At 40.5% G+C, this 26,701-nt stretch carries 21 protein-coding genes and 3 pseudogenes; 22 read left to right on the top strand and 2 right to left on the bottom strand.

Annotated features, from left to right (window positions below):
* Positions 1 to 71: 71 nt before the first annotated feature.
* The 16 genes and pseudogenes from AB3G37_RS14740 (at position 72) to AB3G37_RS14665 (ending at position 16,701) form a co-directional block, all read left to right on the top strand.
* Positions 72 to 839 carry a helix-turn-helix domain-containing protein gene (locus AB3G37_RS14740; RefSeq protein ID WP_369788273.1) on the top strand — a complete coding sequence of 256 codons (768 nt, stop codon included), beginning with the start codon at positions 72 to 74 and terminating at the stop codon, positions 837 to 839.
* The gene (gene sctC, locus AB3G37_RS14735; protein ID WP_369788272.1) at positions 836 to 2,533 is read left to right on the top strand and encodes a type III secretion system outer membrane ring subunit SctC; all 1,698 of its coding nucleotides are present in this window, start codon (positions 836 to 838) and stop codon (positions 2,531 to 2,533) included. The genes AB3G37_RS14740 and sctC overlap by 4 nt, the downstream gene beginning before the upstream one ends.
* Positions 2,530 to 3,690 (top strand): type III secretion system gatekeeper subunit SctW, encoded by a 1,161-nt coding sequence (sctW, locus tag AB3G37_RS14730; protein ID WP_369788271.1) that lies wholly within the window; start codon positions 2,530 to 2,532, stop codon positions 3,688 to 3,690. Before sctC ends, sctW begins: the two co-directional genes overlap by 4 nt.
* 1 nt (position 3,691) lies before the next feature.
* Positions 3,692 to 5,732 (top strand): annotated as a pseudogene (locus AB3G37_RS14725) (EscV/YscV/HrcV family type III secretion system export apparatus protein).
* Between the two features lie 10 nt (positions 5,733 to 5,742).
* A pseudogene (gene sctN / locus AB3G37_RS14720) lies at positions 5,743 to 7,035 on the top strand (type III secretion system ATPase SctN).
* On the top strand, positions 7,019 to 7,471 hold the full coding sequence (locus tag AB3G37_RS14715; RefSeq protein WP_369788270.1) for a hypothetical protein: 453 nt from the start codon (positions 7,019 to 7,021) through the stop codon (positions 7,469 to 7,471). The pseudogene sctN and the gene AB3G37_RS14715 overlap by 17 nt, the downstream one beginning before the upstream one ends.
* Complete coding sequence (locus AB3G37_RS14710) at positions 7,459 to 8,412, top strand: hypothetical protein (RefSeq protein WP_369788269.1); 954 nt, start codon at positions 7,459 to 7,461, stop codon at positions 8,410 to 8,412. Before AB3G37_RS14715 ends, AB3G37_RS14710 begins: the two co-directional genes overlap by 13 nt.
* Entirely contained in the window at positions 8,409 to 9,341 is a 933-nt protein-coding gene (locus AB3G37_RS14705) for a FliM/FliN family flagellar motor switch protein (RefSeq protein ID WP_369788268.1), read from the top strand. The genes AB3G37_RS14710 and AB3G37_RS14705 overlap by 4 nt, the downstream gene beginning before the upstream one ends.
* Positions 9,331 to 9,990, top strand: a complete 660-nt coding sequence (locus AB3G37_RS14700) for an EscR/YscR/HrcR family type III secretion system export apparatus protein (protein WP_369788267.1) — start codon at positions 9,331 to 9,333, stop codon at positions 9,988 to 9,990. Before AB3G37_RS14705 ends, AB3G37_RS14700 begins: the two co-directional genes overlap by 11 nt.
* A gap of 9 nt (positions 9,991 to 9,999) precedes the next feature.
* The gene (locus AB3G37_RS14695) at positions 10,000 to 10,260 is read left to right on the top strand and encodes an EscS/YscS/HrcS family type III secretion system export apparatus protein (RefSeq protein ID WP_369788266.1); all 261 of its coding nucleotides are present in this window, start codon (positions 10,000 to 10,002) and stop codon (positions 10,258 to 10,260) included.
* 14 nt (positions 10,261 to 10,274) lie between these two features.
* Positions 10,275 to 11,051, top strand: coding sequence for a type III secretion system export apparatus subunit SctT (gene sctT, locus AB3G37_RS14690; protein ID WP_369788265.1), 777 nt, complete (start codon positions 10,275 to 10,277; stop codon positions 11,049 to 11,051).
* Positions 11,038 to 12,144 carry an EscU/YscU/HrcU family type III secretion system export apparatus switch protein gene (locus AB3G37_RS14685; protein ID WP_369788264.1) on the top strand — a complete coding sequence of 369 codons (1,107 nt, stop codon included), beginning with the start codon at positions 11,038 to 11,040 and terminating at the stop codon, positions 12,142 to 12,144. The genes sctT and AB3G37_RS14685 overlap by 14 nt, the downstream gene beginning before the upstream one ends.
* A gap of 89 nt (positions 12,145 to 12,233) precedes the next feature.
* Entirely contained in the window at positions 12,234 to 12,746 is a 513-nt protein-coding gene (gene sicA, locus AB3G37_RS14680) for a type III secretion system translocator chaperone SicA (RefSeq protein ID WP_369788263.1), read from the top strand.
* Positions 12,739 to 14,139, top strand: coding sequence for a type III secretion system translocon subunit SctE (sctE, locus tag AB3G37_RS14675; RefSeq protein ID WP_369788262.1), 1,401 nt, complete (start codon positions 12,739 to 12,741; stop codon positions 14,137 to 14,139). Before sicA ends, sctE begins: the two co-directional genes overlap by 8 nt.
* Before the next feature lie 351 nt (positions 14,140 to 14,490).
* Positions 14,491 to 15,687: a hypothetical protein gene (locus AB3G37_RS14670; protein WP_369788261.1), complete on the top strand. Its 1,197-nt coding sequence runs from the start codon at positions 14,491 to 14,493 to the stop codon at positions 15,685 to 15,687.
* A gap of 24 nt (positions 15,688 to 15,711) precedes the next feature.
* The gene (locus AB3G37_RS14665) at positions 15,712 to 16,701 is read left to right on the top strand and encodes an IpaD/SipD/SspD family type III secretion system needle tip protein (RefSeq protein WP_369788260.1); all 990 of its coding nucleotides are present in this window, start codon (positions 15,712 to 15,714) and stop codon (positions 16,699 to 16,701) included.
* Between the two features lie 21 nt (positions 16,702 to 16,722).
* On the opposite strand, the gene AB3G37_RS14660 is transcribed toward AB3G37_RS14665, so the two are convergent.
* Entirely contained in the window at positions 16,723 to 17,232 is a 510-nt protein-coding gene (locus tag AB3G37_RS14660; RefSeq protein ID WP_369788259.1) for a winged helix-turn-helix domain-containing protein, read from the bottom strand.
* A gap of 916 nt (positions 17,233 to 18,148) precedes the next feature.
* Here AB3G37_RS14660 and AB3G37_RS14655 point away from each other — a divergent pair.
* Genes AB3G37_RS14655 through astE form a run of 5 tightly spaced genes read left to right on the top strand, consistent with a single transcriptional unit; the run spans position 18,149 to position 24,334 of the window.
* A complete protein-coding gene (locus AB3G37_RS14655) occupies positions 18,149 to 19,357 on the top strand; it encodes an aspartate aminotransferase family protein (RefSeq protein ID WP_369788258.1) in 1,209 nt (402 codons plus the stop codon).
* Between the two features lie 35 nt (positions 19,358 to 19,392).
* The gene (gene astA / locus AB3G37_RS14650; RefSeq protein ID WP_369788257.1) at positions 19,393 to 20,466 is read left to right on the top strand and encodes an arginine N-succinyltransferase; all 1,074 of its coding nucleotides are present in this window, start codon (positions 19,393 to 19,395) and stop codon (positions 20,464 to 20,466) included.
* Positions 20,463 to 21,944: a succinylglutamate-semialdehyde dehydrogenase gene (gene astD, locus AB3G37_RS14645; RefSeq protein ID WP_369788256.1), complete on the top strand. Its 1,482-nt coding sequence runs from the start codon at positions 20,463 to 20,465 to the stop codon at positions 21,942 to 21,944. The genes astA and astD overlap by 4 nt, the downstream gene beginning before the upstream one ends.
* A 27-nt stretch (positions 21,945 to 21,971) precedes the next feature.
* Entirely contained in the window at positions 21,972 to 23,318 is a 1,347-nt protein-coding gene (gene astB, locus AB3G37_RS14640; RefSeq protein ID WP_009635300.1) for an N-succinylarginine dihydrolase, read from the top strand.
* 35 nt (positions 23,319 to 23,353) lie between these two features.
* Positions 23,354 to 24,334 carry a succinylglutamate desuccinylase gene (astE, locus tag AB3G37_RS14635; RefSeq protein WP_369788255.1) on the top strand — a complete coding sequence of 327 codons (981 nt, stop codon included), beginning with the start codon at positions 23,354 to 23,356 and terminating at the stop codon, positions 24,332 to 24,334.
* Between the two features lie 21 nt (positions 24,335 to 24,355).
* Here the strand turns inward: astE and AB3G37_RS14630 are convergent.
* Positions 24,356 to 24,628: pseudogene (locus AB3G37_RS14630) on the bottom strand (UTRA domain-containing protein); the annotation flags it as partial.
* Positions 24,629 to 24,990: 362 nt separating this feature from the next.
* On the opposite strand from AB3G37_RS14630, the gene AB3G37_RS14625 reads away from it, so the two are divergent.
* Positions 24,991 to 26,679 carry a chloride channel protein gene (locus tag AB3G37_RS14625; protein WP_369788254.1) on the top strand — a complete coding sequence of 563 codons (1,689 nt, stop codon included), beginning with the start codon at positions 24,991 to 24,993 and terminating at the stop codon, positions 26,677 to 26,679.
* Positions 26,680 to 26,701 lie beyond the last annotated feature (22 nt).

Below are 26,701 nucleotides of genomic sequence, written 5' to 3'. Positions count from 1 at the left end.
ATCAAGAAAGACCTATTTCTGAAGAATAGAATCAGTCACATCGATTAGGTTCCTACTCAGGAAATAAAACTATGTGTTTGGAAACTATCTCGCAAATTTATCATGAAAATGATGAGTTGAAAATTACTGAGAAAACATTAGGTTTTTTTGAAGTAATAAAAGGTGAATCATGCCAGATAAGCTGCAGCTATAGAAACAGTCAAGAGCATATTTTTATATTGGATGGCGGATGGCGCGGCTTAATTGCATTTGACCCTATGTCAGTTAAAATTATTAAAGGTGAAATTAACTTATTTAAAATTAACTTGATGAAACTAGCTAAACTTCAAGTTTTTATTGATTATGCCACCGATAATATCGAAACTGATTATATAATGGACTCATGTTCAATTTCATTTTCTAAAGAGATAAAACAAATAAACCCTGAAGTTATGGAATGTTGGTTATTACAGCAGGCTATGCTTCCAGAGGATGAGGCTGACCCGATTGTGTCTTTTTTGCGACATACAGAATGCTATGGATTAGTTCATTTTTTACTATCGGCAGCAAACGATAATAATCAGTGCTTGCAGCAGCTCTGCTTAAGATACGGTTTGTCCGCAGCTCATTTTAGAAGATTAACGCGTCATGCATTAGGACATACGACGAAAGTGACATTACGCGAGTGGCGCATGACCAAGGCAATTTTGGCATTCATAAATGATCCTAAAAACATGACGGATGTTGCTTTTGCTCATGGATATTCTTCATTATCACATTTTTCGAATGATGTAAAAAAAATGCTAGGAATGACTCCAAGAGCACTGAGAAAGTCGATTCTCGACGTGGCCATGAAATGAATATTAAAAAAAATACTCTCTCAAATATGTTTAAAATTTTCGTTATGATTATATCAATAGCCGCCTTTTCGGCTGAGTCTAACAGTAATGATTTGGAAAAAAACAATTCTGGTTATGTTGCAAATAATGAAAGTATTAGAGGGTTGTTTGAGGCAATTTCTTCAAAAATTAACAAGCCTGTGATTTTAAGTAACTTGGCATCACGTAAAAAGATCACTGGTGAGTTCTCACTATTGCAGCCTCAGCTTCAGATTGAGTCTTTTTGTAACCGACTAGGCTTGATATGGTATGACAATCAATCAAGTATTTATATCTATGACTCATCTGAAATGGATACTAAAATAATTACAATGAAAAATATTTCATATCCATACTTTATTCATTATTTGAAAAGTTCAGATTTATTTGATAAGCGATTTCCAATTAGAGGTGAAGAGGGAAGCCAAACCTTTTTTATTTCAGGACCGCCTGTCTATGTTGAAACTATTAGTGGACTGGCAACTACATTGAATCAGCAGCATGTTTCGAGCAATATAGGCGATAGCGTTTCTACATTTTATTTAAGTAATACATTTTCAGAAGACAGAACATATAATTTTCAGGACAAGCCAATAGTCGTTCCAGGTGTTGCGACAGTTCTTACCCAGTTGTTTTCTGGAACTAATTTAATAAGTCAAAAAAAACGTGACATTTTGGCAGGAAATTCTGCAGCTAGGCTTGGTACGAAGCAAGAACTAAGTGATATTATTGATGACGAGCCCGATGAGAGCTTTACAGAAATAAAAGGGGTTACTGGAAACCAGTCGGTAGTACAGATAATTTCTAACCCAGGTAACAATAGTCTATTAATAAAAGGAAGCGATGAGCAAATAAATAATGCTAAAAACATTATTGCTGCTTTAGACCAGCCACGACGACATATTGAATTGTCAGTATGGATCGTAGACTTACAAAAAAGTGCCTTAGAACAACTAGGTGTGAATTTTAAAGGCGGATTTAATATCGGGCAAAGACTCGGATTTTCTTTGAATGGTGGGCGCTCGGGTGCAGTTTCTGGTGGAAATATATCAAGCACTTTAGATGGTGGTGAGTTTATTGCTGAAATAATTGCTTTGAGTAAAGACAAACTAGCAAACATCATTTCACGTCCGGTAATCCTGACACAGGAAAATATCCCTGCAATTTTCGATAATAGTCATAGCATATATACTCGCCTTCTTGGTGAGCACAATGTAGAACTACAAAAAATCACTTTCGGTACATCGGTAAGTGTATTACCAAGATTTACTAGAAATGATGAAATTGAGATGATGTTAAATGTTGAAGATGGCAATGAGATTGTTTCAGGGGGAGGAAATGAAAGTGCTTTATCCCCTTTACCTCAAGTAGGTAGAACTAATATCAGTACAATTGCTAGAGTACCAAAGGGTAAGAGTTTGTTGATTGGAGGTTACACACGTGATGAACAACAGAATGAATACGCAACAATTCCATTTTTAGGAAGCTTACCTGTGGTAGGGGCACTTTTTCGGTATCAGGTAACACAAAAAAATGAAACTGTTCGTGTTTTTCTGATCCAACCTCGAGAGATTTTAGCTTCTAACATGGCAGAAGAAAATACATTACCAATGGTTCTTTTCACAGCTACTCCTTTAAGAGATTGGAAACAAAATCTCGAAATGAGCATGTTTTGAATATTCAACCGGGAGAGCCACTTTACTCTTCTATTATACGGGTACGAGACCACCAAAGAAGTAAAGACCAAATTGAAAAAGAAGCATCAAATAATAAGTTGATCGATGAAAGTTTCGTGGAAAATGCTGACTTATTTTTATTGGAAAATGATTCACCTAACGAATTAATTGCAAGAGCATCTCAAAATGTTGATGAGAGTTTAATTGCATTATCTCAATTTAGATCTCGTCGAGAACTAACATTGAAAAGTGGTGCGGATTCAGAAAATAACTTCGATACAATTCTTGACGATAACACCTTGTCGAAGCTGGCTATGTTTCTAAAGTTTATTGCAGGTGTTCAGGGTAACAATATACAAGATCTTTTATTTAAGTTTATTAAACTTTTTCCAGACGAAAGTGATCAAGTTTTAATACTTCGTAAATTATTAAAACGGAGGAACTTAGATAAAGAAATAAAGAAAAGCATAGGCATCCTGCTTGAGTTTGTTGAAAAAAATAGCAATAAAAAAAGTCTTAAAGCTGGGATCAATATTTCTTTGAAGGCAAAGCTATTCGGAAAAGTTCTTGATGTAAACCCTCAGTTGTTACGCAGTGTTTACCGTGATTTTATAGAATCTGATGTTAAAGAGATAGAAGTATATCAAAATTGGATTTCTGTGTTTGGTTATCGAAAAAGGAACAGTATCCTTATGTTTATTGAAGGTGCCTTGCTAAATGATATTGATTCAGTGGATCCAAGCTGCTCACTATCTGAGTTTGGTAATTTTCTTTCTCGTTTGTGTCAACTTAAAAAGCTGAGAACTCTGGATATTAATTTTATTAAGAGTTTGATGTCTTATGAATGCGTTCTGGAAGTTAACTCTTGTGAAAAAACATGGTTGCTCTTTTTAATGTGTATTTTGCAAGATTCTGCTAATGCTGACAATTACCTTCTAGAGATTATCGATGAAGCGGCTATTGTGAACGAGTCGAAGAAGATGGTCGTTTTTTTACAGACAGTTTTAAATGAGTGTATGAAAATTCCAGTGGAATTTTACAAAAATAATGAAGGTAAGTATGAGCTTGAAGATTCTCTTAAACTAAAAATAGAGCCATTATTCAAAGAAGAAAAAATAAAAAATCATAAAAAAAATAGAAAGCCATTGGGGTTATAAAATGCCAAGCCTAATATTGAAACTGAAAAGTCATCCAGAGCTAATCATTTTGATGCTAATGGTGACTATAATATCAATGCTTGTGGTTCCGTTACCAACATACCTAGTTGATTTTTTGATTGGTTTAAATATAGTCATTTCTATGCTGGTTTTTCTTTCATCTTTTTATATTGATGGTATTTTGAGTTTCTCCACATTTCCAGCTGTACTCTTGATTACTACTTTATTTAGATTGTCATTATCGATTAGTACTAGTCGATTAATCCTTAACGATGCAGATGCCGGTGAGATAATTGAAACCTTTGGGCTTTATGTTATTGGTGATAATCTAATAGTAGGGTTTGTTATATTTTTTATTGTTACAATAACCCAGTTTATGGTTATTACTAAAGGCGCTGAGCGCGTTGCTGAAGTTGCAGCCCGGTGCCATGCCTGGCAAACAGATGAGTATTGATGCAGATGTAAAAGCTGGAACCATTGATGCTGAACAGGCAAAAGAGAGACGCAGTATTTTAGAAAGACAAAGTCAGCTATATGGATCATTTGATGGCGCAATGAAGTTTATAAAGGGTGATGCGATTGCTGGCATTATTATTATATTTGTTAATTTTATAGGGGGAATTGGTGTTGGCATGAACCAACATAATATGACATTACAACAAGCACTTAAGACTTATACTATGTTAACAATTGGTGATGGATTAGTCGCTCAAATCCCTTCTTTATTGATTGCGGTTAGCGCCGGGTTTATTGTTACTCGTGTAAATGGTGAAGGTGTTAATATGGGGCGGGACATACTAGCTCAGTTGATAAATCAGCCATTTGTAATTGCCGTTGCATCTATACTAACAATAAGTGTTGGTTTTTTACCGGGTTTTCCATTTTTGGTTTTCCTGACTTTATTTGCATTACTTGCAATCACTTTTATATATAAAACTAAAAAAATTAAAAAAGAAATAAATGCAAATGGGGTTCTTTTACAGGATAATAGAGTAGATAATAAAATTTCCGAGACAGGCTTAGACAGTTCAATGAAGATGATCAACCATCTGGATAGTATGAATGCAGAAGCTCTTCCTCTTATACTGTCTTTTCCAGTGAATCATCTTCAAAAATTTAAAGATCAAAATTTATCAGGCCATATTCGCAGCCAGTTTTTTATTGATTATGGAATACACCTCCCTGAAATTATATTACAAGATAATTTAACAGGTGATGACAGTAAGGTCTTTTTTTTAATTAATGAGATAAAGGCCGGTGAGTATTCACTTTTGTTTGATAAGTTTAGAGTAATTAATAAGCTAGATGAGATTTCTTTGCTTAACGTAGATACCTGTCGTGAAAGCAGCGGCATTTGGATAGATGCAAAAGATAAACAAACCCTTTTATCCTTAGGTTACCATCTTAGAACAGCAGTCGACGAACTCTATTCATGCGTATCGTTGCAGCTAGCACATCATATCAATGAGTTTTTCGGAGTCCAAGAAGCTAAGGAGATGTCTGATAGGTTAGAACAAACTTGCCCTGAGCTTATCAAAGAAGTGCTTCGTCATATGACCATGCAAAAAATCTCGGAAATTTTACAACGTTTATTATCTGAAAGAATTTCGATTAGAAACATGAAGATGATTATGGAGGCTTTGGCATTATGGGCTCCTAAAGAAAAAGATGTTATTTTGCTTGTTGAGCATGTACGTGGGGCACTAGCAAGGTATATATGCGATAAGTTTTCAATTAATAATCAACTTCGAGTTATTATGATAACTGCTGAAACTGAAGATTTCTTTAGAAACGGCATACGTACCACTTCCGGAGGGGCTTTTTTAAATATTGAGCCGGCAATTGCAGAACAACTGATTGATACTTTTTCTTTGGTTTTATCTAATTACGATTCGGAGTTTAAAGATATTGTACTTATATCTTCTGTAGATGTACGTAGATTTATTAAAAAGTTCCTTGAATCAAGATATCGGGACATTGCTGTTATGTCATTCGGTGAGCTTTCACAACATGTCAATGTTGATGTAATTCAGACAATTTAGTGAGAAGAAAATGATAAAACATAGCCTATTAAAGCACCAGGCGCACCCTAAAGTGTTGAATGCATCAATTATTGAGGCAGAGTTGGAATGTGTTGAAATTGGAGAAATTTGTGAAATTAGGACTGATATATACAATTGCGATGTAATAGCAAGAGCGCAAGTCTTAGGTTTTAATCAAAGTAATACTATCCTTAGCCTGTTAGGTGAGGCCAAAGGTCTTTCTAGAGAATGTGTCATTAACCCAACGGGTAAAGGGTTAGTAATGACCTTGGGTAGTTTTCTAAAAGGTAGTGTTGTTAACCCCCAAGGGAATGTTGTTGAGCATCTTACTGATGCATCAACTACTGTCCATAATGAATCACGTTCAATACAGCAAGGGGCTCCATGTTGGCAGAAAAGAAGAGGGATTTATAAACCTCTACTAACAAAAATCCGTGTGCTCGATAGTTTAATTACTTGCGGAGTAGGTCAGCGAGTAGGGATTTTTGCTTCTGCAGGCTGTGGAAAAACAAGCTTAATTCATATGCTGATTAGATGTGTAGAAGCCGATATTTTGGTAGTTGGTCTTATTGGAGAACGCGGAAGAGAGGTGGCGGAGTTTATGGATGTTCTTCGAAAGTCTGAAAGAAAAAAAGATTGTGTGGTGGTGTTCGCAACTTCAGATTACTCCTCTCTCGAACGTTGTAATGCTGTTCTGGTAGCGACAACCATTGCTGAGTATTTTCGTGATCAGGGTAATAATGTTGTCTTATTAATTGATTCAATTACGCGTTACGCCAGGGCATTATGAGATCTGGCGTTGTCATCAGGCGAATCACCAGCCAGACGCGGATACCCGGCCTCTGTTTTTGAAAATTTGCCTCGCATCCTTGAAAGAGCTGGAAATTTCGAAAATGGGAGCATAACTGCTTTTTATACTGTTTTACTTGAAAGCGATGATGAGGCTGATCCAATAGCTAATGAAATTCGATCTATTCTTGATGGCCACATATATCTAAGCCAGGAACTTGCAACTCAAAGTCAGTTTCCAGCAGTCGATGTCCTGCATAGTTTGAGTCGTGTAGCTAATCAGGTATGTGATGACGAACACCTTCTTCATGCCGCAATAATTCGTAATAGATTGAATAAAATTGAACAGCTAAAGCTTTTAATAGATATGGGCGAATATAAATTTGGAGAAAACAGTGAAAATGATCAAGCTATAAACCAACGTGAAAAACTCAGGGAATGGTTATGCCAGAAGGAATATGAGGTCTGCGAATATAAAAACTTGAGGCAAGAAATGCATGAATTTGCTTCTTAAGTTCCAATATATATTGGCACGGATATTAGCAAAAGAAACAAGATATAGATTAGCTTTATTGGTTCTTGAAAAAGAAAAAGATAAGTTAAATAGTGATAAATTGACTTTTTGGGCACAACAAACAGCCTTAAAAAAATTAATTAAAAACCACTGCTTTAAAGGAGTTGTTAATAAAGAAGGTTTATTTCAAGAACAGAGAAGGCTTGCCGTATTGAGAAGACAGTTACTTTTAATTACTCATCAATATAATCAAACCGAGGAGCTTTTGAAAAATAACAACATTAAAAAATTAGAAACGTTAAATCTTATAAAAATTTGTGCCCATTCAGCAGATAAATATAAAATTATTATCAGTAAAGAGATGGTAATTAAGCATAAAAAGCATGACCAAATAAATGAAGAGGAAATCGAGGAGATTATATTATGGAGAAAATAAGGTTAGCATCTTCAGGTATTACTCTGATTAATGAGTTAAAATCACCAGAATTTATTTCGCTTTCTGATCTTGTAAAAAGAAAACACAAAGAGAAGAATAAAAATGACGAACCTGCTTTGGGTCTATTCATTAACCATTTTAAAATCAATCAATATCAAACAGAGAGCTTGGGAACTCAGCTTTTAAAAAACACAAAACAAGTTTCGTTTTTAATGATAGAGACGAAGAACTCAAAGATTGTTTTAGACCGTCATACCAAATTAGTATCAAATCCATCAAACCTTATAGCTTCAAATCAACGACTAAATGTGGTGTCACATACTAAATTAAAAACGTCAATTGATGACTTATATAAATTCTCAAAAATAGAAAACAATCAAGTGCCTGAAAAAAATTTAATACAGGTTGAGATTCCACCAAATCTATCATCAGAATTTCAGTGTAAAAATGATTCTCCTTCATTAAAAGACCATGTTAATGAATTATACCTATTAAACAAAAGGGAGTTGTCTAATAATGTACTTTGTAGTGATTTGGGTACTATAGCGTTAAATAAGGTTTTGGAAGCTTTATCGGATAAAGATAAATTAACATCAACTGGATATTACTTAAAACCTCAAAATAAAAGCGGTTCGGAACCCAAAGAATTAGTACTGCCCAAAAATCCTATACAAACCAGTAAGGAACAAGGTAACGGACACCCTGTTAAAGAAAATATCAATATCGACAACTCGGTCACCTTTACTTTTCAACATATTCCGGGGGAGAATAGCGTAAAGATAAGACACTCATATCCAGGTAACATCGATTTATTGCCATCTTCAAACTTAGTTTATAACCTTTTAAATAATAACAAAGATGAGCGATTTTTTTTAAAGGATTTTGATCTATCTCAAGAATTCAGTAATGATGAACAAGAAAATAGTGATGAGGAAAAATGATCTGCAGATATATACGCCACACGGACTTTCAATCATTAAATTTTGAAGTTTTTGAACGATATCTCGCTACGCAGGATATTGAAAATAGCTATTCACATCTTGTAGATAGCTCATTTTGTGTAGAATTCCATACTGATAATAATTGGCATGGAATTATAAGTCTTAAACAATGGTTCGAGCATGCACTCCCTACAAAAAGTGTATTAACAAATTATTTTTGGGACACCGATTCTGTTTTTGAACTATTTAAAAATTGTAAAAAACCATTTAATGTTGTAGATATTAGTCTTGAATATGAAAATTTATCACAGTGTAAGCTTATTTCAGAAGATAAGCTTTCTATGTATTTAACTATTAGAACGCCAAGCGGAAACTTGTGGATCACAAAACCGCCAATAGTGGAAGGTGCAAAGGTATCAAAAAATAAAGGTTCTACGTTTATTAATGCCGTTCCTATTACTTTGACTTTCATTATGGGAGTAAGCGAAATTTCAATAGGTCTGATTAATAAATTAAGTATCGGTGATGCAGTTATTATTAGTAAAAGCTGTCAGAAGATTGCTAGCAGCAATGTTTATCTTGGAAGTTATTTAATTCGTGAGGGAAATATGGAAATTAAGAATGATTTAAAGGAAGGCTTAAATGTTAACTGTAGTAATACTATTTTTAATGATTCAGAAAACGCATTAAATATTTCTTTGCGAAAGAAAATACCTATTTCACTTTCATTCATATTACAAACAAGTGTGACCAATCTGGCAGAATTAGAATCCTTATTCCAAGGAAAGGTTCTTCCATGTAGTGATGATTTTGAGAAAAATATAGCTATCCAGGCAAATTGCGTAACCATTGCTCACGGGGAACTGGTATGGATTGATGATACCCCAGCAGTTGTTATAAAAAAATTGGAAGAGTTTAATGCCAGTTAATAACGATATTTCTCTTATTGCAACGCTAGCCATAGCTACACTTTTGCCTTTTTTAATTGCTTGTGGTACATGTTATATAAAGTTTTCAATTGTTTTTGTCATGGTCAGAAATGCTTTAGGATTACAACAAATCCCTTCTAATATGACTATAAATGGAGTTTCTCTAATTTTAGCTATGTTTGTAATGAACCCTATTATTATGAGTGGTTATGAGAGTTATAAAGAATATCAAGGTGATTCCTTTCAAACGTTTCAATTATCAAGCTTTATAAATAACGGAATAGATGGCTACCGTGATTATTTGACAAAATACTCAGACCCTGAATTAGCCGAGTTTTTTGAAAACGTCCAGTCAAAAAATAGTGGTGTTGGACATTTTGACGATCAAAGTAAAATATCTATTATCTCATTATTACCAGCGTATGCGCTAAGTGAGATTAAAAGCGCCTTTAAGATAGGTTTTTATATTTACCTTCCTTTTGTCGTGATTGACCTTTTAATCTCCTGTATTTTGTTAGCATTAGGTATGATGATGATGAGCCCGGTAACCATCTCTGTGCCTATTAAACTTGTTCTTTTTGTTGTTATGGATGGTTGGACTGTTCTGTCACAAGGCTTGGTGCTGCAATATATGGATTTACCTTCTTAAGGGAAAAGTATGAATGATATTTTATATGCAGGGAATAAAGTTCTATATCTCGTGCTTATATTATCAGCTGGGCCCATTTGTGTCGCTACACTTGTCGGGCTAATAGTTGGTCTTATTCAAACTGTAACCCAACTACAAGAGCAGACTTTGCCGTTTGGTATAAAACTATTAAGTGTGACGCTGTGTCTTTTTTTATTATCTGGTTGGTATGGGGAAATTATTTTAGCTTATGCACAGGAAGTAATGCACCTTGCTCTGATACGAGAATAAATATTGGGGTTTAAATGATACTCAATGATTTAATCTATCAGTGGTTGAGTGCAATGGCCATATCTTCAGCCAGGATAATGCCAATTTTCATAATGTTACCCTTTCTTAATAGTAGCGTAATAAACAACACTATTAGACTTCCTGTTGCAATTTTAATTGGACTTTCCTTATGGCCTGGGTTCAACCCAGTAGAAGAGAAATTCCAGGTGATAGAATACGTTATCATTCTTCTTAAAGAGTCCTTTATTGGGCTATTTCTATCATGTTTAATAAACATCCCTTTTTGGGTATTGCATGCAGCTGGATGCATAATTGACAATCAACGCGGTGCTACAATCAGTAGTAGCATTGATCCCTTAAGTGGAGTTGACACATCGGAATTGGCAAATTTCTTTAATTTATTCTGTGCAGTAATATTTATATATAATGGTGGTATAATATTAACATTAGACGTCATTAATAAAAGTTATCAAATATTCAAGCCGTTTAGTATGGCTTTGCCTAACCTTACTGTGATCTTTGATCTTATTACTTACTCAATAACAAAATCAATTATGATAGCAAGTCCATTAATAGCTATCTGTTTGTTTACTGAAGCAATACTTGGATTGCTATCACGCTTTGCTCCGCAAATGAATGTTTTCTCATTAGCATTGACAGTGAAAAGTTTCATAAGTTTTATGATACTTATTTTTTACCTTTCATCGTCTATTCAAGGAGACGTTTCTCGTTTGTCTTTTACTTCTGAAAAACTTACGTCATTAGAGAAAATTAGAAATGGCTCTCAATAAAACAGAACAGCCTACTCAAAAGAAAATTAAAGATGCAGTACAGAAAGGGCAAACCTTTAAGTCTAAAGATATTGTAATTGCCTGTTTAATCATTTTAGGCGTTAATTATATAGTTACCTTCGATTTTGTTAAAGAAATGGCGGGGGTTTGGATACAATCATTAACGGACGGTTTTAATGATAGTTTTGAACTTTATTTCAAAAAAATATTCATATTAGCATTGAAAATAATACTACCTTTTATACTGCTTTGTATTTGTTGTACTATGCTTCCTTCGTTGTTACAAACTGGTTTTGCAATTGCAACTAAAGTTTTTAGATTAAATTTTAAAGCGCTAAACCCGGTAAGCGGTTTTAAAAAAATATTCAGCTTGAGAACAGTAAAAGATTTTTTTAAAACAATATTATATTTAGGGGTGTTTGTCATTGTTGCGATAGTATTATGGCATAGAAATAAATATACATTATTTTTACAGCTATCTGCAAGCCCCCAACAAATGATTTTCTTTTGGGGGGAAATACTTAACCAACTTGTTAAAACATGCTTGGCAGGTATGTTGTTAATAATGATACTAGACTCTTTTGCAGAATATTTTCTTTATATAAAAGAACTAAAAATGGATAAGCAAGAAGTCAAACGAGAACGTAAAGATCAGGATGGCAACCCTGAGATAAAATCAAAACGTCGTCATCTACATATGGAAATATTAGACGAGCAAACAAAGCTAGATATAAGTAACTCAAAGTTAATCATCGCAAATCCTAATCATATTGCAATAGGAATATATTTTAACGTTGAAATTGTACCCATTCCGTTCATCTCTGTGTTAGAGACCAATAATTCGGCATTGGCCGTACGTAAGTATGCTAAAGATATAGGCGTTCCTGTACTTGAGGATATTGCTTTAGCTAGGCGTATTTACTCATCACATACCCGATATTCCTTTATTAATCTTGATGAGTTAGATGCTGTTTTAAGATTATTGATCTGGCTTGAGCAGGTTGATAATGGATGGGCGGAGTCTGAAAATACAGAATTAATCAATAATGAAGGTACAAATGAAAATGATGTAGACAATGAGCGAAATTTATAAGCAAATATCCACTATAAGTGGTGTAATTTGTTTATGAAGTTTTTGAGGCCTGCCAGTGCAGTCAAGAGGATTTATTGGGAATAGATAGCATGGATAAAGACGACGAACTTTCGGATATGTTGCTTAGTTGTCTAAACCAGAATACAACTTTGAAAGATATTCATGAAATACCGGAAGACATGATGAACGGTCTTTATGCTCACGCCTATCAGTTTTACCTTCAAGGGAAATTAGATAACGCAGAAACGTTCTTTAAATTTTTATGTATGTATGATTTTTATAACACTGACTATTTTATGGGGTTAGCTGCGGTTTATCATTTGAAAAAACAATATCAGAAAGCAGCTGACCTTTATGCTGTAGTTTTTGCGATGAATGGTACAGATTATCGAAGTGTTTTCTATGCTGGCCAATGTCAGTTAATGATGAGTGAAAATCTCAAAGCTCGCGGTTGTTTCGAACTAGTTTGTGCTCAAAGTGATAATAAGGAATTACTCAAAAAAGCTGCCTTATATCTTGAGAATACAGATTCGTGTGATAAGAAGGTTGACGATCTTGTAACAGCAACACCACTGGTGCATCAGGAGAATTGCAGTGAATGATAAAGTTAATATGACAGGCCCATTATCTCTACCTGCCGCTAGGCAATTTAATGAGTCTGAAGAAAAGGTGGGGATACATGGGTTCATTAAAATAAATGATTTCATTACACTTGCAAAGCAGGTGACGAACGACATGCTAGCTGTCCCTTCAAATTTGAACCATCCTACAAAGTGTTTGGTAGAAAAACCCGCACTAGCAAGCCCTAAAGATAGTACTCATCAAGACATGAAATCTGGTGGGCTTACGGCTCTAGTTGGTGCGTTAATGCTAATTATTTCCTCCAGTAATTCAGATAAATTTAAAAGTCGAATTGCACAAATTAATGCATTGAGTCAAGCTAAGGCAGCAGCAACGGAAATTTTTTTCGAGAACTATAAACAAGCTGTTGAATTAGGCATGCTGTCTCAGAAGACCGCAGCCAGTGCCCACGAAGAACTTCTTAGCGCAAATAGTAAATATCATGAAACAAAATCTCATTTTCAAATTTTGGAAAAACAGCTAGCGAGCTTATTACCCTCAGATATTAATTTTTCAAAAATTAAAAAAGAATTAAATGAAGCTGATAAAAAACTAACTTTGACGAACTCACTTCGTAACGATGCTAAGAAAATAGCTATAGCAGCTGCTTTAGATGCTTCGCAAAAAATTATCGCTGCTGATTCTCTATGGTCTAACGCTCAAAAAGCAGACTCGCCTGATGTGCTGAATGATATTAACAACAGCCATCTCACGGGTATGGCGGCGGTTACTTTGCTGTTAGGCCAACTATCAAATCTGATCAACGATAATGCTGATAATAAACTTAAATCAAATGCAGAGCTAACCAAGAAGTTACAAGAAGCTCGCCAGGCTGAAATGCTGGCTAATGCCAAGGAGCAGGCCGAAGCTATCGCTAAAGCTGAAAAACTTAACAAAACTATGGGTTGTGTAGGTAAAATTGTTGGTGGACTACTCCTAGTTGTCGGAGCCGTAGGCGCTGTTTTTAGCGGTGGAGCTACTCTTGTAATTGCTGCAGTTGGTTTGGCATTAATGGCTGCTGATGTCATTGTTAAAGCCGTGACCGGCAAGAGTATAACCGATCGTTTGATGGCCCCAATTTTAGAACATGTAATACAACCTATGATGAAATATATCGCAGAAGTTGTTGAGAAAATTTTAAAAAAATTGGGTGTTGATGAAAAAGATATTAAAATTATATCTACTGCCGTTTCTGCTGTCGTCGTTGCTGTCGTTATCATTGTTGCTAGCGTGGTAGCAAAAAACGTTGCGAAAGTAATTTTAAAAAATATGATGCCAATGATTAAGCGACTTATTTCAAAGATAATACCTGCTGTTGTAAAAAATAGCGCTAAGATTGCATCTGGAGCTGTTCGAACTCAATTACAAGATTAGGAAATAATATAGGGGTAAATATCTCCAAATCTTCAGCCAGGCAGATTGGTAGGAACATCAACAGAACAGTCGTTGTTGGTGAATTCGCCAATACTGGAGTAGAGGTAAGTAATACTATAATAACAGCTAATGCAACTAAAGAGGTCGCTATTAAAGAGGCCGATATAGTAGTTGCTATGGAGGATGTTAAAGCTTTAAGCAAAATCATAAAGCAATCATTCGAAGTATTTAACACTGAATTAAAATCCAGTCTTGATATTATTATTCAGATGACAACTATCAATTCAAACAAACAGCTAACTAACGCATTTATATTAAATTCACAGCGTATGTAAGTATAAGGAGAGCAACATGTTGGATATTGTCAATCGTTCATTATATTCAGTTAATTATTTAGACGGTAATAAAACCAAACCTAATAATGATGTCGATAATCGTAATGTATACAAAAGCAAAACAAATATAGATGTAAGCATCATTCTCTCTGAAAGTGCCACCAGCAAATTTCCGATTAACAAGAATGAATTCCCAAACCTTAACGCACCTTCCAAGGTAGAAGTTGCTGATTCTGGCTCCATTATGGTGCTTCTTTTATTCTTATTGAAAAAACTTGATCAAGATGCTTTCAAAGCGAGCTCAGTTGCAATGGTGGCTGCTAAATCTTCTGTCGATGTTAAAGCAAAAGCTATTAGAGACGAGAGCTATTGGAATTGCGGTGCTCAAGTTGCTGGTGCTATTGTCCAAACAGGAGTAATGGCGATTTCAATGGCTAAGGCTAATAAAAGCTTAAATAAACAAAGTGCAATTGATCGAAAATCTAAAGACTCTAAGAACAAAGCATTAGAGGCTTGCAACAGCAAGAATTTAGATAATAAGAGTAAAGTTAACGATGCGTTCCAGGAAAAGTCAGATAGATTTAAAAATAAATTCGATGAAGTAAACTCCCAAAACCAGTCATCGATTGATAAACTTAAAAATGACTTATCTAAACTTGAAGCTAACCAACAGGACATTTTAAAGGCTAACAAAAACATTCCTAATAGAGAGTCGGATCATGAATCTTTCAATAAGACAAAAATTGAAAATAAAAAGAATGAGTTATCAAGGTTAGAGCAGGATCATAATGATAATTTAACCCACCAAAAGACTAAGTTTGAGTCTTTGGAAGCAGATAAAAATAAAAAAATTGCAGAGCTAGATTCTACACACAACGATGATAAACAAATCATTGAAAATGAACCTGAACCACCTGAAAGCAAAAAAGATTATCACGATCAAAATAATAGTTTTGAGAGGTATCGAAGTTTAGGTCAACTATCTCACGCTTTCGGTGCGACAACTACTTCTGCTTTCTCTATTGGTACTGCTAATGAAAGAGCTAAACAGGCTAATGCAGAATTAGATTCTTCAGTAAATCATAAAACTAATGATTATAACCGCGAGCGTGCTAGTAGTTATAAAAGCAGCGCACTAGAAATTATTAACCAGATTCTTGCCATTTTGGAAAAACATAACGCCACGATTGGTGAGATCGCCAGAAAATGTTAGTCATTAATTATAAAGGAGCTTTTCATGGCTATCATTATTGCTGATCGAAATTATGTTATTCCTACCAACATAGATTCTTCAAAAAAAAATAAACATATTCAACTTTCTACTAAAAAATGTAATGAAACGGATGAGTTTGACTCAGAGGTAAGTAATTCGGTTACTAGTTTACTAGTTTGCTTAAGAAACTATGAAAAATTTAATTTATCTAAAGATAAATCTCATGCGAGCTTTTCCAATCATCTGTTAAAGCAAGAGTTGGTTAGTTTTAATGTTCAATTGTCTCAGTATGGTGCTTTTGATGATTCGGCATTTAACGCAGAAATTGAAGATATCGCTAAACAGTATAATTTAGAAAGTATCCAGGCTGGTGCAAGCCAGCTTACGGATCCAATCGAGCATAAACCTTTTGTAGACCAAATTTGTGATTTAATTGATACAACCAAATCAGAGTATTATGATGTTTTTGAAGGAGCGCTGGCTAAGTATATTCAGTTCTATAAAGAGTTCAGTGAAATAGTTTCTAAGATGGGTGGTTATATTCATTCAGTTAATGATGAAGGGCAGTTAAAGTATGATTTCGGAAAGTTATACACTCAAATTACAGCATTATTAGTTAAATATGAAACAGAGGAGGATTGCAAACTTTATCCTACAGATGGCACTTTTCTATCAGAAGAGCAAGCGCAACGTTGGGCTAAAGATATGGGATTGCCTCAGGAAGGCAGTGTTAAGAAGAGTAATGAAGGTTACTATATTTCGATAGATTTAAATCCGCTAACTAGTATTTTTAAAAATATAATTCATTACTTTGATGATACGCAGCTCTCTAACACTGAATATCAAGCATGGTTAACAGGTTTTAACGCCCAGGAAGATCAAATTAAAACTACCGTTCAATCTTTAACTGGACGCTATGGTAATGCAAATTCAATATACGATAACATGGTGAAAGTTCTATCGAGCACCATTAGTACACTGGCTGAAATGAGCAAGAGATACTTTTCTTTTTAATTATCACCCGCCATTGACTCATTAGCTTTCATTTTTTTTGCTAAAAAACTCATTGGTGGGCAGCAATATTTTTACGTCAATTGCAACATGCTGTTGCCCCAAAATTTCAATAAAAGATACTCCCTTTCCAAACAGGCTCTCAAAAATTTCCTGATGTGAAATACTCGGTTCGGCTTTAACTAATTCTTTTTCAATTGGAAGGTGTTCGCATACTTCTGCAACGAAAATGTAACCCTTTGAATAAATTGTTTGAATATAGTTATTGCTTTTATTTTGTTTAAATAACTTTCTCAATACATATATGCAACGAGCCAGGGATTCCTCTGACACCATTGCACAACCCCAAACCTTGTCGAGTAAGTCATTTTTATCAACAACTGTACCAGCAGATTCAATTAAAACTCTTAAAACAGATAGCTCTTTAGCTCCTGCTCTTATGAACTTACTGTTTTGTATAAGTTGATTATCTTTTGTGAGGATATAGTCATGAAATTTGTACTCCACATTGTTAACTCCTTTTTTCTTTAACATACTATTCCCTTGTAGTGAGTTAAAAAGTCAGATCGTTTCCGAGCCATAGAGTTTTACAATAATATTCTTTTGTCATAACGAGTATTTGTTTTACTCGAGTTAATTATTGCTATCATGGCTGTCAATTGTTTTTAATTAACCTTTGAATTATACCTATAACTATTGGAATATGTGATGGGCTAACGAAAATTATTTGTTTTATTTTTTATTCAGGCTGATAAGTTGCCACTTTGAGAGTTGTATCAATCTTCGTTTTAATTATTTAAAGAATCAAGCTTTCCGGATTTAGCTGTAATCTTAAATAATCTTCTCTTTAACGCTAATTACCAACATCTTGATAAATTCAAAAGAAGTTAATCGCGTTGCGGGCTTCTTTTTGGTGCTTAACTGGCACTATAAGAGTGCATAATTGATTTTTGCTAAACAAGTACATGAGTTATAGCTCACAAATATTGAAGTTTTTTAAGTTTTTTTAGTTGCATACTCATTCTCGAACAATCGCGCCAGTAAAGAGGTTTTTCATAAATATTCACTTTTTATGCACATAAAGTGAATAATGGATGCGTTTAACTTGTTGTTTTCCCGTGTGTCGATCGTTTTTATTCACTTTTTTCCTTTGCTGGCATGATGTCTGCACCCTATTATCAATCCAATGGATTCGAATCCCTAGTATTCCAACTTCCTCAAAGCTGTGGAAGTGAACGCACATCAGAGCAGTACTTCAGAAGCATTCAAGGACTGTTTATAAATAAATGTTTTCACAGAGCTTCTTTTTCACATTGTTTAGGGAGGGTGAGCCTAAAGCCTGAAATTAGAGCAATTTCGATTATGACCCCTAACAATGTCTGGCATTGAATTCAGGTGATTTACTGCCAGTGACAGGAAATGACTTAAGCACATTAACGATGAGGTTGATATGGAACAGCGTGTAACTCGCCAGCAGTTTAATGACTACTTAGTCCCAGTTTATGCACCTGCGGAATTTATTCCAGTGCGTGGTGAGGGATCATGTTTATGGGACCAAACTGGGAAAGATTATATCGATTTTGCAGGTGGAATTGCCGTTAACGCTTTGGGCCACCGTCATCCAGAGGTGTTGCGCGCGTTAACTGAACAGGCTGATAAGGTATGGCATCTTGGAAATGGTTATACCAATGAGCCAGTCTTGCGTTTGGCCAAACAGCTGGTAGATGCGACCTTTGCCGATAAGATTTTTTTCTGTAACTCCGGGGCTGAAGCTAATGAAGCTGCCCTTAAACTTGCGCGCCTTGTCGGTCACTCTAAAAAGCCGAATGAAAAAAATGAAATCATTGCCTTTAAGAATGCCTTCCATGGTCGCACTCTCTTTACCGTTACGGCTGGGGGACAACCCAAATATTCTCAAGATTTCGCTCCGTTGCCACCTGCCATAACCCATCTGCCGTTCAATGATTTACAAGCGGTTGCCGAGCATATCTCCGCGCGAACCTGCGCCGTAATTGTTGAGCCGGTGCAGGGTGAGGGCGGTGTTGTACCAGCCAATCCTGAATTCCTGGCTGGGCTGCGTGAACTTTGTTCTCAGCATGACGCCGTGCTGATTTTTGATGAAGTCCAAACCGGCGTCGGCAGAACGGGTGACCTTTACGCCTACCAAACTTACGGTGTTGTTCCCGATATTCTCACCAGTGCCAAAGCCTTGGGAGGTGGTTTCCCAATCGGCGCGATGCTAACAGTCGACAGCCTTGCTAGCCATTTCCAACCGGGTACGCATGGCACAACTTATGGTGGCAACCCCTTGGCAACTGCGGTGGCAGGCAAAGTGGTTGAAATTATCAATACTCCGGAAGTTCTCGGCGGTGTGGCTCTGCGACATCAGTGGTTTATCGAAAGGCTTAATCAAATCAATCACCAATTCCACGTGTTTTCTGAAATACGCGGGTTAGGTCTGCTGCTTGGTGCCGAGATGAGCGAGCGGTATGCCGGACAGGCCAAGCACTTGACCCAGTTGGCTGCTGAAGAAGGGCTTATCGCGCTGATTGCCGGAACCAATGTTTTACGTTTTGCTCCTTCGTTGATTATCCCGCAGGAAGATATCGAAGAGGGACTTAACCGACTGGAACGTGCCGTTGCCAGACTCTGTGCCTGAAGTGGGCGTTATCCATTAGTAATGAGGTAATTATCATGATGTTGATTCGTCCTGTGAGGCTCGGCGATGTTGCCGATATCCTGCTGTTGTCAGGCAAGACCGGCATCGGTTTGACGTCTCTGCCTAAAGATGAAGCACATTTACGTAGGCGCATCGAACGGTCGATTGCGACCTGGAATGGCCATCTGGATAGGTCAGAGCAGGGATACCTGTTTGTGCTCGAGGATGTGAGTCAGCAGAAAGTAGTCGGCGTCAGTGCGCTGGAAGTGGCCGTCGGTCTGAGCGAGCCTTGGTATAATTTCCGGCTTGGTACATTGGTTCATGCCTCAAAAAGCCTGAATATCTATAAACCGGTGCCTACCTTGTTTCTCAGCAACGATCACACTGGTTACAGCGAGCTGTGCACGTTATTCCTTGATCCGGACTATCGGCACAGCAGAAACGGGCAATTATTGTCAAAAGTTCGCTTCCTGTTTATGGCCGCGTTTCGCGATCGTTTCTCACCTAAAGTTATTGCCGAAATGCGCGGCGTTTCTGACGATAACGGGCATTCGCCTTTCTGGGACAGTCTCGGGCAGCATTTCTTCGGCATGGAATTCGCTGAAGCCGATCGACTCACCGGCATGGGGCAAAAATCCTTTATCGCCGAGCTGATGCCGAAACATCCGCTGTACACCGATTTGCTTAGCCCGCAGGCAAGAGCCGTGATTGGGGAAGTGCATCCGCAAACCGCCCCAGCGAGGTCGTTGCTTGAAACCGAGGGTCTGCGCTATCAGGGATATGTCGATATTTTTGATGCTGGCCCAACCCTCGAAGGAGAGGTTGACCAGCTTAGAGCTGTCAAAGAAAGCCAGCTTATACCGGCGACCATAGCCTCTCGTGAATCCTCGCAAGAGGATGCTTTCTATCTGGTCGCTAATGAAAAGTATGCCGATTTCCGTGCAGCCTTAGTCATGGGGCCTGCCGATATCGAACACCTAACCCTTGATCCGCACACCGCAGAGACACTCGGTATTGCCTCCGGTGCCGCCATACGCGTGGTCCCGCTTTTCCCGCAGTCCGGGCAAAGCGTTATTACCCGACAATTATCACAAGCGAGTGAATTATGACCCATCCAGCGTTATTTATTAATGGACAGTGGCGCAGCGGACAAGGCGCGCTGCTGGAAAAGTCTAATCCTGTCAGCAATGAGAAACTGTGGTCAGCTCTGAGCGCCAGCACTGAAGATGTTGAATCTGCCTGCCTGGCGGCCCGAGAAGCCTTTCCGGCCTGGGCGCGTCAAACCGTGGCGCAACGAGCTGAAGTTATCCAACGCTTTGCCACATTATTAACCGAAAACAAGGCTAAACTGGCCGAGATTATTAGCCTTGAAACCAGCAAGCCGCGTTGGGAAACGTTAACTGAAGTGCAGGCAATGATAGGTAAAGTGGCAATATCACTGGATGCCAACCAGCAGCGTACCGGTGAAAAACAGACACCAATGCCTGATGGGCAAGCGGTGTTGCGTCATCGTCCGCACGGGGTATTGGCGGTGTTCGGACCCTATAATTTCCCCGGCCATTTGCCAAATGGTCATATTGTTCCGGCATTGCTGGCCGGAAATACGCTGGTGTTCAAGCCCAGCGAACTGACGCCGTTCACTGCAGAGGAGACTCTCAAGCTTTGGCAACAGGCAGGATTACCGGCTGGCGTGCTGAATCTGGTTCAAGGTGGGCGCTCAACCGGTGAAGCTCTGGCCGCGTCTTCACAGATTGACGGATTACTGTTCACCGGCAGTGCGAATACTGGCTATCATCTGCATCGCCAACTAGCTGGACAGCCTGAGAAAATACTGGCGCTGGAAATGGGCGGAAATAATGCGCTCATTGTCGAGCCGGTAAACGATGTGGATGCTGCAGTTAATCTGGCGATTCAATCGGCGTTTATTTCGGCTGGCCAGCGCTGTACCTGCGCCCGTCGTCTGCTGGTGAAGCAGGGAGCAGCCGGTGATGCGTTCCTCAAACGCCTGATTGAGGTCACGGCTACTCTGCGAGTAGGGGCATGGAATGATGAGCCGCAGCCGTTTATCGGTGGCGTTATCTCTGATGGCGCAGCCCGCAATTTACTAAAAGCGCAAGATAATCTGCTGCAATTGGGCGGGAAGTCTCTGCTGACTCTGACCCGTCCTGACCCTCAAAGCACGTTATTAACCCCCGGCATCATCGATCTAACCGGTATTAGCGGCGTTCCTGATGAAGAATATTTTGGACCGCTGCTTAGCGTAATTCGCTATAGCGATTTTGATCAGGCGATCGAGTTGGCTAATCAGACTCGCTTTGGCTTGGCAACCGGGCTTATCTCGCAACAGCGCGAACAGTTTGACCGCCTGCTGCTGGAAGCCAGAGCCGGGATAGTTAACTGGAATAAACCTTTGACAGGTGCTTCGAGCAATGCGCCATTCGGTGGCATTGGGGCATCGGGCAATCATCGGCCAAGCGCCTATTATGCCGCAGATTATTGCGCCTGGCCGATGGCTTCTCTGGAAAGCGAAACTTTGGAGTTGCCCGCTGCGCTTTCCCCAGGAATCGAGTTTTCCGCGCAACGTTAACCCTCGCCATCAGCAATGGAGATCATGATGTCTGGATATGAAGTAAACTTTGATGGCCTGGTCGGACTGACACACCATTACGCAGGTCTGTCGTTTGGCAATGAGGCTTCAACTCGCAATCAGAGTGCGGTAGCAAACCCCAAACTGGCCGCCAGGCAGGGTTTGTTGAAAATGAAGGCCTTGGCAGATTTAGGCTTTAAGCAGGGAGTTTTGCCGCCGCATGAACGGCCGCACCTTGCCACTCTGCGCCAAATGGGTTTTCACGGCAACGACGCTCAAATATTGGCGCAGGCCAATGCCTATTCGCCACGGCTGTTGTCCTCTTTGAGCTCTGCTTCAGCGATGTGGGTTGCCAATGCAGCCACTGTTTCCCCTTCGGCTGATAGTGCCGATAGACGCGTGCATTTTACCGTGGCGAATCTGAACAACAAGTTTCACCGCGCGATTGAGGCGGAAACTACCTCTGCTATTTTGCAGGCGACCTTCAAGAATTCACAGCATTTCGCTCACCATTCTGCCCTGCCGCAGGTAGCGAGTCTGGGTGACGAAGGGGCGGCCAACCATAACCGCCTTTGCGCCGAGTATGACAAGCCCGGCGTGCAGGTGTTTGTTTACGGTCGTGACGGGTTAGTCAATGGTGAAAATGAACCCGTGCGATATCCGGCCAGACAAACCCGTCTGGCGAGTGACGCAATTGCCCGTTTGCATCAGCTGGACGCCAGTCAAACGGTGTTTGTGCAGCAAAATCCTACAGCTATCGACCACGGCGTATTTCACAATGATGTGATTTCAGTCAGTAATCGTCAGGTGTTGTTTCATCACCAGCAGGCGTTTGTTAATCAGCAGAGTGCGTTCGACGAGATCCGTCGCAAAATGGCGAAACTGGAATGTGAGTTTCAGCCAATTGAAGTGCCTCAGGCGCGTGTGACTCTTGATGATGCCGTCGCAACTTATCTGTTTAACAGTCAGCTGCTGAGCCGGGCAGACGGTAAAATGACTATCGTGGTGCCAGAGGAATCGCGCCAGCACAAGGCTGTGTGGGATTATCTATCTGATTTGCGTGACAGCGGTGGTCCAATCGATCAGATTCAGGTCTTTGATTTGCGTGAAAGTATGCGCAACGGCGGCGGTCCAGCCTGTTTGCGCCTGCGCGTGGCACTTAACGATGACGAACTGCACGCGGTGAACCGTGGCTCGCTGATCGATGAAACATTGTTTAATCGCCTCAATCAGTGGGTCGATAAACACTATCGCGATCGCATGCAACAGGAAGATTTGGTCGATCCTCAGCTGTTGACTGAAGTGCGCCACGCCTTGGATGAGCTGACGCAGATCCTGCATCTGGGCAGCATTTACCCTTTCCAGCAGGGCTGAGTGCGGTGAAGTGATTTGAAAAAGGAACCTGTGTGATGTTTGATGTTTTAGCACAAACGCTGGAGGGCAGGCCGCCGTTAAATCCGGTAGGGCAATTGCCCCATCTCGACTGGCAGTGGCATGGCGAAGGGGTTCTTGAACTGTCGCCGCGCCACGCCTGCGAAAAGGCCGTGGTGATTTCAGCTGGCGTTCATGGCAATGAAACCGCCCCAATCGAGCTGCTCAATCAGCTGGTGGCCGAATTGCTCGCGGGGTCACGCCCGTTGAATGTGCGCCTGCTGGTGGTGCTGGGCAATCCGCCGTCAATGCGCGCCAACAAACGTTATCTGCATGCCGATATGAACCGGATGTTTGGCGGTCGCCACGCCCGTTTCGACGTTAGCGATGAAACAGTTCGCGCGCAGGAACTTGAGCAACTTTTAGCCGAGTTTTACCACAATGCTTCGGCGGCGGGCGCGACGCAACGATTTCACTACGATTTGCATACCGCAATCCGTGGTTCACTGCATCTGCGTTTTGGTCTATTGCCTTTCCAGCCACGGCCATATTCGGCAGAGATGCTTCATTGGCTTGAACAGGCGGGGCTTGATGCGCTGGTTTACCATCGTTCCCCCGGCGGCACTTTTACTCATTTCAGCAGTGAAGTGTTCCAGGCCGAAAGCTGCACGCTGGAATTGGGCAAAGCACTGCCATTTGGACATAACGAACTCAGCCAGTTTCGTCAGATTAGACAGGCGTTAGAAGCATTGGTGAGTGACTTGGCGCCTCCACAACGACGCGGAGAATCACTTAAGCACTATCAGGTGGTGCAGGATATTATTCGCGAACAGCCAGACTTCGTGCTCAATATTTCGCCAGAAGCTTTGAATTTTACCGCTTATCCGCAGGGTTATATTCTCGCCGAACAGAGCGGCAAGATTTATCGCGTCGAGCATGCCGAAGAGGTGGTGCTTTTCCCTAACCCCAACGTAGCGTTGGGGCTGCGGGCGGGTTTGATGCTGACGCTGAAGGATTGATAATAACCGTTAAATCAATGACTACCTGATCTCATTAACATAGATATAGTTGTCCGTGCTGAACCGGTGGTGGGCCAATATCACCGGTAAGGCACTTTGATCGAAAGATACCTCATCAATCACCATTACCGCGTGGGGCGCACTCAGTTCCAGCAGTTTAAGATCCTCTTCGTTCGCCAGCACGGCGGTGATTTGCTCACGCACTGCCACCACCCGCACGCCATATTTCTCCAGCAAAAAACGATACAGCAGCGGCGGCAGATGTTCCGCAGTCGGGAAATCTGGCAACCGCTCGATACCTGTTTCCCGACGGGCAGTGGATATCCCGCATTTGCTGACTTGATGCAGAACCTGCTTGAGCCGGTGAGATTCTCTTTCTCACGGGCAGTGGTTCCAGAGTAGGGTGAACACGTTAACCTGATAGCCAGCCTGGATAGCGGGCCGATCGTTCGCTCGGTGGGCGACAGCGATTTTTCATGCCGTTTCTCGCCAACGGCGGCGTGCGCCTGAGTCAGTTGCCGCGACAGATTTTCTCGTTATAACTGTTATCGCCAATTTCGATGATGTTTCAAAAGTTCTTATTCCACCATTAGCGAGTAATGCTATGATTTGTTCTAAAGAAATTTGCCATTACTCGCTAATCAATTTGGGAAATAATGAGCTTTAAAGCCCTGCAAAAATCCGATTGGGTGAATCTGTTGATTGCCATTCCTGCCGGGATCATAGCCGCGTTGGTGACAATCGGTTTTCGTCTCGCCATTAGCGGCATTAACGGGCTGATGTTTACCGACGGCAGCGATATCACTCGCGCTTTCAACGAATATCCAAGGCTAGTCTGGCCGATTATCACCACCGTTGGCGGTATCATTGCCGGATTTATTCTCTATTGGGCGCTGCGCTATGAATCGCGCAACGGCAAAATGCCCGACTATCTTGACGTAATCGATAAACGTCTGCCGGGCATTCCGGTCGTCAGCACGCTGTTGCGTTCACTGTCTTCACTGGCCAGTATCGCCAGTGGAGGATCAATAGGCCGTGAGGGGGCGATGGTGCAGCTTTCCGCGCTCAGCGGCAGCCTGCTGGGGCGCTTTACTCGTTTTACTTCGTTACATCAGTCCGATGTGGTGGCAATGGCAGCCGCAGGTGGCTTGGCTGCGGTTTACCACGCGCCTTTTGCCGGAGCGCTGTTCGTGGCCGAGATTGCCTTTGGCGTCACCGCCGTCCAGCGACTGATCCCGCTATTTATCTCTGCCTCGGTGGCAGTGCTTACCGTTCGTTCATTGACCCATTACGCACCGCTGTACCTCTATTCTTCCGCCATTTTCAGCCCAACGCCAGGCGCGATTTTTACCGTGCTGGCCATTGGTGCCGCGACCGGGATCATGGGGCCGATGTTTATTGCCGCTATCGACAGAGTGCGTAAAACTCTACAGCCAATCTCACATCCGGCGCTGCGTCTCGGTGTGGGGGGACTGGCGGTCGGGCTGGTTGCGATGATATCGCCGCTGGTACTCGGCAACGGTTTTGAAGTAATCGATTTGATTTTGAATAATGGCAATCTTCACACCTCACTGCTGGTATTGCTGGTGCTGAAAATTGTGGCAACCGCGATCACCGTGGGTTCCGGTGCGGTCGGTGGGTTATTTACTCCGTCACTGCTGATTGGCGCGGCAAGCGGGGCGTTGGTCTGCACCTGCCTGCAATGGCTTGGATTTGATCCCGGACCGATGGGGTTGTATGCGGCGATCGGCATGAGCGCGCTGCTTGCCGCTACCAGCCACGCGCCGCTAATGTCGATCATGATGGCGTTTGAAATGACGCTAAACAGTTCACTGCTGTTCCCGCTGATGCTGGCGACCGCCATTTCCTATGTCGTGGCCTCGCGCTTCAAGGCCAGTGGAACCTATCCGGTGCTGACGCGCCACAATGCGCGCTTTATGGCAAAAAGTGATTTTGAGAACGGAACCGTCGAGCTGCTGATCTGCCCGTGCTCCAAGATGTATATCGATTCCACGCTGGCCGAGGTCGTCAGCGAAGGGTTAAAGCAGCGCACTCGTTATGTCTATATTGTCGATCGCGATGAGCGGTTCCTCGGGGTCGTCGCAACCAACGTGCTGGCGAGCGGCATTATCGATGGTTGTCTGGATAAGCAGGGCGGAATTGAGACTTATATCGAGCACGAATTTACCGTGCTATATCAAGGGTCAAGCTACGAGCAGGCCTGGGCGGTGTTCAGCACTTCACCGCTTGAGCGCTTGCCAGTGCTGGAAAACGCGCAGTCACGCCGTCTGTTGGGGGTGATTACCAAGGCCTCGCTGTTGAGCAAGGCCAAGGATTTTCTCTAGCTATTGCGGCGCGGAAAATGCG

Origin of the sequence: Rouxiella sp. WC2420, from assembly GCF_041200025.1 — a bacterium.
In the GTDB taxonomy this organism is placed as follows: domain Bacteria; phylum Pseudomonadota; class Gammaproteobacteria; order Enterobacterales; family Enterobacteriaceae; genus Rouxiella.
This window is presented reverse-complemented; position numbering and strand designations above follow the sequence as displayed.

What these genes read in the sequence shown, in the direction of transcription:
- AB3G37_RS14740 (WP_369788273.1), top strand. Translation starts at nt 72, where the DNA reads ATGTGTTTGGAAACTATCTCGCAAATTTATCATGAAAATGATGAGTTG.
- sctC (WP_369788272.1), top strand. Translation starts at nt 836, where the DNA reads ATGAATATTAAAAAAAATACTCTCTCAAATATGTTTAAAATTTTCGTT.
- AB3G37_RS14715 (WP_369788270.1), top strand. Translation starts at nt 7,019, where the DNA reads ATGAATTTGCTTCTTAAGTTCCAATATATATTGGCACGGATATTAGCA.
- AB3G37_RS14710 (WP_369788269.1), top strand. Translation starts at nt 7,459, where the DNA reads ATGGAGAAAATAAGGTTAGCATCTTCAGGTATTACTCTGATTAATGAG.
- AB3G37_RS14705 (WP_369788268.1), top strand. Translation starts at nt 8,409, where the DNA reads ATGATCTGCAGATATATACGCCACACGGACTTTCAATCATTAAATTTT.
- AB3G37_RS14700 (WP_369788267.1), top strand. Translation starts at nt 9,331, where the DNA reads ATGCCAGTTAATAACGATATTTCTCTTATTGCAACGCTAGCCATAGCT.
- AB3G37_RS14695 (WP_369788266.1), top strand. Translation starts at nt 10,000, where the DNA reads ATGAATGATATTTTATATGCAGGGAATAAAGTTCTATATCTCGTGCTT.
- sctT (WP_369788265.1), top strand. Translation starts at nt 10,275, where the DNA reads ATGATACTCAATGATTTAATCTATCAGTGGTTGAGTGCAATGGCCATA.
- AB3G37_RS14685 (WP_369788264.1), top strand. Translation starts at nt 11,038, where the DNA reads ATGGCTCTCAATAAAACAGAACAGCCTACTCAAAAGAAAATTAAAGAT.
- sicA (WP_369788263.1), top strand. Translation starts at nt 12,234, where the DNA reads ATGGATAAAGACGACGAACTTTCGGATATGTTGCTTAGTTGTCTAAAC.
- AB3G37_RS14670 (WP_369788261.1), top strand. Translation starts at nt 14,491, where the DNA reads ATGTTGGATATTGTCAATCGTTCATTATATTCAGTTAATTATTTAGAC.
- AB3G37_RS14665 (WP_369788260.1), top strand. Translation starts at nt 15,712, where the DNA reads ATGGCTATCATTATTGCTGATCGAAATTATGTTATTCCTACCAACATA.
- AB3G37_RS14660 (WP_369788259.1), bottom strand. Translation starts at nt 17,232, where the DNA reads ATGTTAAAGAAAAAAGGAGTTAACAATGTGGAGTACAAATTTCATGAC.
- AB3G37_RS14655 (WP_369788258.1), top strand. Translation starts at nt 18,149, where the DNA reads ATGGAACAGCGTGTAACTCGCCAGCAGTTTAATGACTACTTAGTCCCA.
- astA (WP_369788257.1), top strand. Translation starts at nt 19,393, where the DNA reads ATGATGTTGATTCGTCCTGTGAGGCTCGGCGATGTTGCCGATATCCTG.
- astD (WP_369788256.1), top strand. Translation starts at nt 20,463, where the DNA reads ATGACCCATCCAGCGTTATTTATTAATGGACAGTGGCGCAGCGGACAA.
- astB (WP_009635300.1), top strand. Translation starts at nt 21,972, where the DNA reads ATGTCTGGATATGAAGTAAACTTTGATGGCCTGGTCGGACTGACACAC.
- astE (WP_369788255.1), top strand. Translation starts at nt 23,354, where the DNA reads ATGTTTGATGTTTTAGCACAAACGCTGGAGGGCAGGCCGCCGTTAAAT.
- AB3G37_RS14625 (WP_369788254.1), top strand. Translation starts at nt 24,991, where the DNA reads ATGAGCTTTAAAGCCCTGCAAAAATCCGATTGGGTGAATCTGTTGATT.